This window comes from Stenotrophomonas sp. HMWF003 (assembly GCF_003061285.1).
Lineage (GTDB): Bacteria > Pseudomonadota > Gammaproteobacteria > Xanthomonadales > Xanthomonadaceae > Stenotrophomonas > Stenotrophomonas maltophilia_AP.
Map to the genome: position 1 here is coordinate 29,029 of NZ_QAIW01000373.1, position 5,640 is coordinate 34,668.

A 5,640-nucleotide genomic window follows, 5' to 3' on the forward strand; every position below is an offset into this window, starting at 1 on the left:
CTGCGCCCGAAACCGGCGGCACGCATGCGGCGCCGGGCTGGCGGCACTGGGCGGTGCGCGGCGCCTGCGTGAGCGGGCTGAATCCCAAGGTGATGCTGCTGTTCCTGGCGCTGCTGCCGCAGTTCATTTCGGCCGGCGCGCACTGGGCGATGCCGGTGCAGATCCTGGCGCTGGGCCTGGTGCATATCACCAGTTGCGCGCTGGTGTACCTGGCCATCGGCTTCGGTGCCGGCGCGCTGCTGCGTAGCCGACCACGTGCGGCGCGCATGGTCGGCCGCATTTCCGGTGCGGCAATGGTGATCATCGCCGTGCTGTTGCTGTGCCGAACCACTACGATCTGATCCCCCTCATGAAACAAGGACATGCCATGACCGAACAGCCTCATCCGTACGCGACCTCCCCCAGCCCATTGGCGCAGGCAAAGCGCGTGCGCATTCCGCACCTGCAGGAGATGAAGGCACGCGGCGAGAAGTGGGCCATGCTCACTGCCTACGATATGTACACCGCGGCGATCTTCGAAGACGCCGGCATTCCGGTGCTGCTGATCGGCGATTCGGCGTCCAACAACGTGCTGGGCAACGACAGCCTGCTGCCGATCACCGTGGATGAGCTGATGCCGCTGGTACGCGCGGTAAGCCGCTGCACAAGGCGCCCCCTGGTGATCGCCGACCTGCCGTTCGGCTCCTACCAGGCGTCACCGGAGCAGTGCTTCCACACGGCGGTGCGCTTCATGAAGGAAGGCGGGGCGCACGCGGTCAAGCTGGAAGGCGGGATCGAGATGGTGCCGCAGGTGCGCAAGCTGGTCAGCTCGGGCATTCCGGTGATGGCGCATATCGGGTTCACGCCGCAGTCGGAGCATCAGCTGGGCGGGTTCCGCGTCCAGGGCCGTGGCGACAATGGCCCGGTGCTGGTGGAAGCGGCGCGCGCGCTGGAAGCGGCCGGTGCGTTCGCGGTGTTGATCGAGATGGTGCCTGCCGATGTGGCGGCGCAGATCACCGCCGCGGTATCGGTGCCCACGGTGGGCATCGGCGCGGGCAGCGACTGCGATGCGCAGGTGCTGGTCTGGCAGGACATGGCCGGGCTGCGCACGGGGCAGCTGCCGCGCTTCGTCAAGCAGTACGCCGACATGCATGGCCTGCTGCACAAGGCGGCCAGCGAGTTCGCCGCGGATGTGGAAGCAGGGGTCTTCCCGGGGCCGGAACACGCGTTCCAGTCGTAACCGGCCAGGGCAGGGGTGCGCGCCCGTATCAGCTCAGGGCGCGCAGCACTTCTTCGATCAGAACCACATAACAGGCCACGAAGTAGAACTTCAGCAGGGCCGGATGTTGCTTGGTGAGGAGTGCGCGCATGTGCGTGACGGGGCTGGTTGGACGCCTTGATTGTGACGGAGGTGTGAATTTGTGGCAATGATCACAAATTAAATCCGCTTAGCTAGATGAGGGAAGCTGAGGGCGGTGCATGAATAATCATCCAAGTAGTTGATTATTTGGATGTTTTTCATGCATATGCAGGTCTGGCGGGTACCGCGATCGCCAAGCCAACACTCTCCCAACGGTCCCCAGCGGGGACCAAAGCGCTCAGCGCCGGTCCATCCACGTGCCCAGCAGGCGACGCAGCACGACCGCCGCCACCGTCACCGGCACCCCGATGGGCCATTGCAGCAGGAACAGCCCGGCCGTGATCTCCCACGTGGTCCAGGTGGTGCCGAACACCTGTGCGTCGGGCGGCCCCAGCCGGATGACCACGAGCGTGGCCACGGCGAAGGCCAGGTCCTGCCAGCGCGAGGGGCGTCGTGCGCCCGCACGCCTGCAGAGCACCAACACGGGAATTACCACCAGGCTGGCCAGCAGCGCGTGGATCCACACGTCGCCGCGCGTGTAGTCGTAGGGAATCGACGGCCAGGCCCATCCGAACCGTTCTGTCTGGAGCTGGGCGGTGAGCACGCACGCAAAGGTGATCGAGGCGGCCAGCAGCACCCCGAGATCGAGGCACGCATGCAGCAGGGGGCGAGGGGGATCGGATGCGGCTACGGCAGGGGAGAGCGACATGGCGGTACTGCACGACGAGGTGGGCAATCTCAGCAGATTCCGCCCGGTTTGTCGCTATCGGCTGCGACTTGCCCGCAGGCGTCACGTAGAGTGAAGCGTTCGCAAAAAACACGACGGAGACAGGATGATCAGGATACTGCTGGAGACGGATCGGGACGAGGCCAGCGCAGTGTGCATGCGCGCGTTTCTCACGGCAGTGGCGCCTTCGCTGTCATCGACCGGCGTGGAAACGTTCGGGACGATCGCGGCAGCAGACGGCTTCGCGCAGCGCTCGGGGCCGGACAGCCTGCAGGTGGTATACGACGCTGGCGGCGTGATCAAGGGCGTGGCCGAACTGAAGGAGCGCCGCCATGTGGCATTGCTGTTCGTTGATCCGGCATGTCAGCGGCAAGGCGTGGGTGAGGCATTGCTCGCCGCAGTGATTGCGCAAGCGTGCAGCGAGGTGGTCACGGTGAATGCGTCGCTGTCGTCGGTGGCGTTCTACCAGCGCCATGGTTTTGCGTGCAGTGGCGAGGTGGGTGAGTCTGCAGGGCTGATCTATCAGCCGATGACGCGCAGCGTGCCCCACGCAGTGGACGCCACGCTCGCGGCGCACTGATCGCCGCGGCGCAGACTTCACGCCGCTCGCGCGTGTCGTTCACGAGGGACGGACAGCGGCATCGCTAGGTTGGAGGCCTGTCAGTCATCCCGGTTTGCGGGTAAGGATCATCATGATCAAGTGGGCCATCATCTTCGCCGTCATCGGCCTCATTGCCGGTGCACTCGGCTTCGCCGGCATCGGCGGCGCTGCGATCGGCGTGGCGAAATTCCTGTTCTGGGCCGGCATCATCATCGCCGTGGTGCTGTTCGTGCTCGGCATGACCATCGCCAAGAAGGTCACCTGACCGCAGGGTGGTATCGGATTGAAATGCAGACGCCTGCGCAGTGATGCGCAGGCGTTTTTGTTTGGGCGGTGCGCCGCCGGCATGCGATGGAACGTCCGGGTGTCACAAGGTGGCGTTCGGTTGCACGGGTGGCCACATGCGGTGCGTGTCTGTACGTCGGCACGGGTCGCGTGCAGCCGCCCGTGGGGTGGCTCTACCCTGAGCGAGTAGTTGCATTGGCGCGGGCCTTACTGGAAGAAGAACGACACGCCCAGGCCGGCCTGCAGGTCCGGGCTTCTGTTGTCCAGGCCGACGTCGAACGAGGCATCCAGCTGTACGGTGCGGGCCACCATCCAGGTGACGCCTGCCCCGGCGATGGCGGTGGAGGCTTCGCCTTCGGTGTGGGTGAAACCGGCTTCCAGGTAGCTGCTCACGGTGTCGGTCAACGCCACGCTGACGCTCGGTGACCAGGTGAATTCGTCCGCGCCGGCACCGCGGATGGCGTTGCCATACAACGCCGCGCTCCAACGATCATTGAGGGTGTATTCGTAGCTGGCGCCGAGCGCGTACTGGGTGCCGCCTTCACTGAAATCGCGCGCACCGGTGGCGAAGGTGGTGCTGGCCAGCAGCGCCCAGGCATGCTTGTCCGAGGCGCTGGGCAGGGCGATCTTGACGGCAACGCCGCTGTCGCCGCCGCCGTTGCTGCTGCTGGCCGAGCTGTTCCGCGGCTTTACCTGCAGGTGGTTGAACGGCGTACTGAAGGCCTGCAGTTCCACATGCTCGGCCAGGCCGATACGCAGATTGAGGTCGCTGCTGTAGTGGGTGGAGCGGGTCCCGTCGCCATCGCGAACGCGCTCCAGGCTCGGCAGGCCCCACTCCAGCGCGACGCTGCCGCGCGGCAAGGTGCTCGGCGAGAAGCCGATACCGGGGCGATCAAAGGCTGGCGTGTCATCGTCGTCCTGGGCCAGGGCAGGGGAGGCGATCAACAACAGGGCAAGGGCAACAGGCAGGCGCATCGTGCAATCTCCGGGCTGCGGTGCAGCATCGGCAGAGTGTGCCGCAAGCCTCCGTGATGAGTCAGTACCCGCCGTAGCAATCAGCCGTCGGCGCGGGTCAGTGCCAGCAGCCCCTCAAGCAGGCGGTCGGCGCGGGGGCGGCCGTCGGCATCGATCGGGTTGGCCAGCGACTGCAACCAGAAACCGTGCGCCGCACGCCGCGCGGCAGTGAGCCGGTGGTCGCTGCCTTCGCCGGGATGCAGCAGCAGCTGGCCCTGTATCCAGCGCTTGAGTGCCTGGGCGATTTCCGGATCGGGGCGGCCGCGTGGCGCGCCGGGACCGGGGTCGCTGGGCGCCAGGCAGGCACGGAAGACCGCGGTGACGTACGCACGCGAGAAGCGCCCATGCGCCACCGGGTCGTCGGCGATCAGGGCCTGCACGGCGCGGTCGAAATCAACCAGGGCCTGGGCCAGCAACGGGTCTTCGTCACCGTCGTGGGCGCTCAACATCGGAAAGGGGCGGCTCATGCGGGCTCCGGGAGCAGGGTCGGAAAGGCGGGGAGGATCCGGCTCAGTGCGGTACCCGTGCCTGCGGCAGGCGCGGTGCGGCCGCGCCGGGCTGCAGCAGCAGGGCGTTCAACAGCGCGATGACCCGTTCGCCCTGGCCATCGCAGGCCAGTTCGAAGGTGGTCTGCCCGCCAAGCGAGGGCAGCGGCGTGTGCAGGATCCACTCCAGCACCGCGCTGCGATCCGGTTCGATACGCAGGGCTACATCGGCAACACGACGGACGATTCCCTGGCGCATGATCAGAATCCGTAGCTGAGCGAAAGTGCGGCCGAGTCCATATGGTCGCCGGTGGTCATCGGGCTGTCCTTGACCGCATCGGACAGCCGCGTGCGGCGCAGCGATGCCGTGGCGGTCCAGTGCGGGCCGAGCGGTAACACCGCGGTCAGGTCGGCGTAGGGCGACACCCCGCTGCCGGCGCGGTAGCGCGCCAGGCCACTGCGGCGCGCTTCGTCGTCGCTGACACCGAAGTAATAGTCGTTGAGTCCCTTGCCGGCGTAGTTCAGGCCAACGCCAGGCACCAGCGTGACCCGGCCGACCGGCAGCGGGTAGGCGTACTTGGCATCGGCGGCGACGCCTCCACCGTGGCCGCTGACTTCGGCCTGCACGTTGCCCTGCAGCAGGCCCCACGGCGCGGTATGCCGCACCGCTACCCCGGCCATCGCCGAGAAGCCGCGGTTGGACAGCTGGCGCAGCTGCGGGTCGTGGCTGTCCTTGCGCTTGAAACGCATCATGTACGGCGAGGCCATCAGCGACACTTCGGTGCTGTCGCTGTCCAGCAGCTTGTAGCCGAAGCTGCCGCCGCGGAAGTGGAACTTCCTGCCTTCGTAGCTGATGATCGGCGCGCCCACGGTGTCGGTCTTGTAGCCGGTGTAGGGCGACTTCAGCGCAACCACGGCCACGCCAAGGCTGCTGCGCGGCTTGGCACCCGGTGCCTGGGCAAACGCGCTGCCGGCCACCAGCCATGCCGCGGTCGCCAGCAGGACGGCGGCGATGCCCGGGCACAGCGACTGCCGGGTGGTGTCATGACCAACAAGACCGCCGTTGCCGGCCGGGGGAGAATCTTCCTTGCAACGCTCGCGCATGTACCTGCCACACTGGGAATGCCAAGCGGCCATGGTGCCGTGCCTACATTGTCGGAACGTTGCGCCGGGCCGCGCGGTACCATCG

9 protein-coding genes are annotated in these 5,640 nt (G+C 66.8%); 4 read left to right on the plus strand and 5 right to left on the minus strand.

Annotation, left to right across the window (positions count from 1 at the left end; genetic code table 11):
• Window positions 1-341: LysE family transporter (locus DBR34_RS21845; protein WP_219928309.1), on the plus strand; the 341-nt coding region annotated here is incomplete at its 5' end.
• A 26-nt stretch (window positions 342-367) separates the two neighbouring features.
• Complete coding sequence (gene panB / locus DBR34_RS15640) at window positions 368-1,219, plus strand: 3-methyl-2-oxobutanoate hydroxymethyltransferase (protein ID WP_128097478.1); 852 nt, start codon at window positions 368-370, stop codon at window positions 1,217-1,219.
• A gap of 358 nt (window positions 1,220-1,577) precedes the next feature.
• Here the strand turns inward: panB and DBR34_RS15645 are convergent, their stop codons facing one another.
• Window positions 1,578-2,048, minus strand: coding sequence for a hypothetical protein (locus DBR34_RS15645; RefSeq protein WP_128097479.1), 471 nt, complete (start codon window positions 2,046-2,048; stop codon window positions 1,578-1,580).
• 124 nt (window positions 2,049-2,172) lie between these two features.
• Here DBR34_RS15645 and DBR34_RS15650 point away from each other — a divergent pair, with 124 nt between their 5' ends.
• Window positions 2,173-2,646, plus strand: coding sequence for a GNAT family N-acetyltransferase (locus DBR34_RS15650; RefSeq protein WP_128097480.1), 474 nt, complete (start codon window positions 2,173-2,175; stop codon window positions 2,644-2,646).
• A 112-nt stretch (window positions 2,647-2,758) separates the two neighbouring features.
• A complete protein-coding gene (locus tag DBR34_RS15655; protein WP_038687308.1) occupies window positions 2,759-2,932 on the plus strand; it encodes a DUF1328 domain-containing protein in 174 nt (57 codons plus the stop codon).
• A 227-nt stretch (window positions 2,933-3,159) separates the two neighbouring features.
• Here DBR34_RS15655 and DBR34_RS15660 read toward each other — a convergent pair whose 3' ends face one another.
• The 4 genes from DBR34_RS15660 to DBR34_RS15675 all read right to left on the minus strand — a co-directional run bounded on the left by DBR34_RS15660 (window position 3,160) and on the right by DBR34_RS15675 (window position 5,555).
• The gene (locus tag DBR34_RS15660; protein ID WP_128097481.1) at window positions 3,160-3,927 is read right to left on the minus strand and encodes a transporter; all 768 of its coding nucleotides are present in this window, start codon (window positions 3,925-3,927) and stop codon (window positions 3,160-3,162) included.
• Between the two features lie 80 nt (window positions 3,928-4,007).
• Window positions 4,008-4,433 carry a hypothetical protein gene (locus DBR34_RS15665; protein WP_128097482.1) on the minus strand — a complete coding sequence of 142 codons (426 nt, stop codon included), beginning with the start codon at window positions 4,431-4,433 and terminating at the stop codon, window positions 4,008-4,010.
• Window positions 4,434-4,476: 43 nt separating this feature from the next.
• Window positions 4,477-4,710 (minus strand): hypothetical protein, encoded by a 234-nt coding sequence (locus tag DBR34_RS15670; RefSeq protein ID WP_128097483.1) that lies wholly within the window; start codon window positions 4,708-4,710, stop codon window positions 4,477-4,479.
• 2 nt (window positions 4,711-4,712) lie between these two features.
• On the minus strand, window positions 4,713-5,555 hold the full coding sequence (locus DBR34_RS15675; protein WP_128097484.1) for a MipA/OmpV family protein: 843 nt from the start codon (window positions 5,553-5,555) through the stop codon (window positions 4,713-4,715).
• Window positions 5,556-5,640: the final 85 nt, after the last annotated feature.

What these genes read in the sequence shown, in the direction of transcription:
- panB (WP_128097478.1), top strand. Translation starts at nt 368, where the DNA reads ATGACCGAACAGCCTCATCCGTACGCGACCTCCCCCAGCCCATTGGCG.
- DBR34_RS15645 (WP_128097479.1), bottom strand. Translation starts at nt 2,048, where the DNA reads ATGTCGCTCTCCCCTGCCGTAGCCGCATCCGATCCCCCTCGCCCCCTG.
- DBR34_RS15650 (WP_128097480.1), top strand. Translation starts at nt 2,173, where the DNA reads ATGATCAGGATACTGCTGGAGACGGATCGGGACGAGGCCAGCGCAGTG.
- DBR34_RS15655 (WP_038687308.1), top strand. Translation starts at nt 2,759, where the DNA reads ATGATCAAGTGGGCCATCATCTTCGCCGTCATCGGCCTCATTGCCGGT.
- DBR34_RS15660 (WP_128097481.1), bottom strand. Translation starts at nt 3,927, where the DNA reads ATGCGCCTGCCTGTTGCCCTTGCCCTGTTGTTGATCGCCTCCCCTGCC.
- DBR34_RS15665 (WP_128097482.1), bottom strand. Translation starts at nt 4,433, where the DNA reads ATGAGCCGCCCCTTTCCGATGTTGAGCGCCCACGACGGTGACGAAGAC.
- DBR34_RS15670 (WP_128097483.1), bottom strand. Translation starts at nt 4,710, where the DNA reads ATGCGCCAGGGAATCGTCCGTCGTGTTGCCGATGTAGCCCTGCGTATC.
- DBR34_RS15675 (WP_128097484.1), bottom strand. Translation starts at nt 5,555, where the DNA reads ATGCGCGAGCGTTGCAAGGAAGATTCTCCCCCGGCCGGCAACGGCGGT.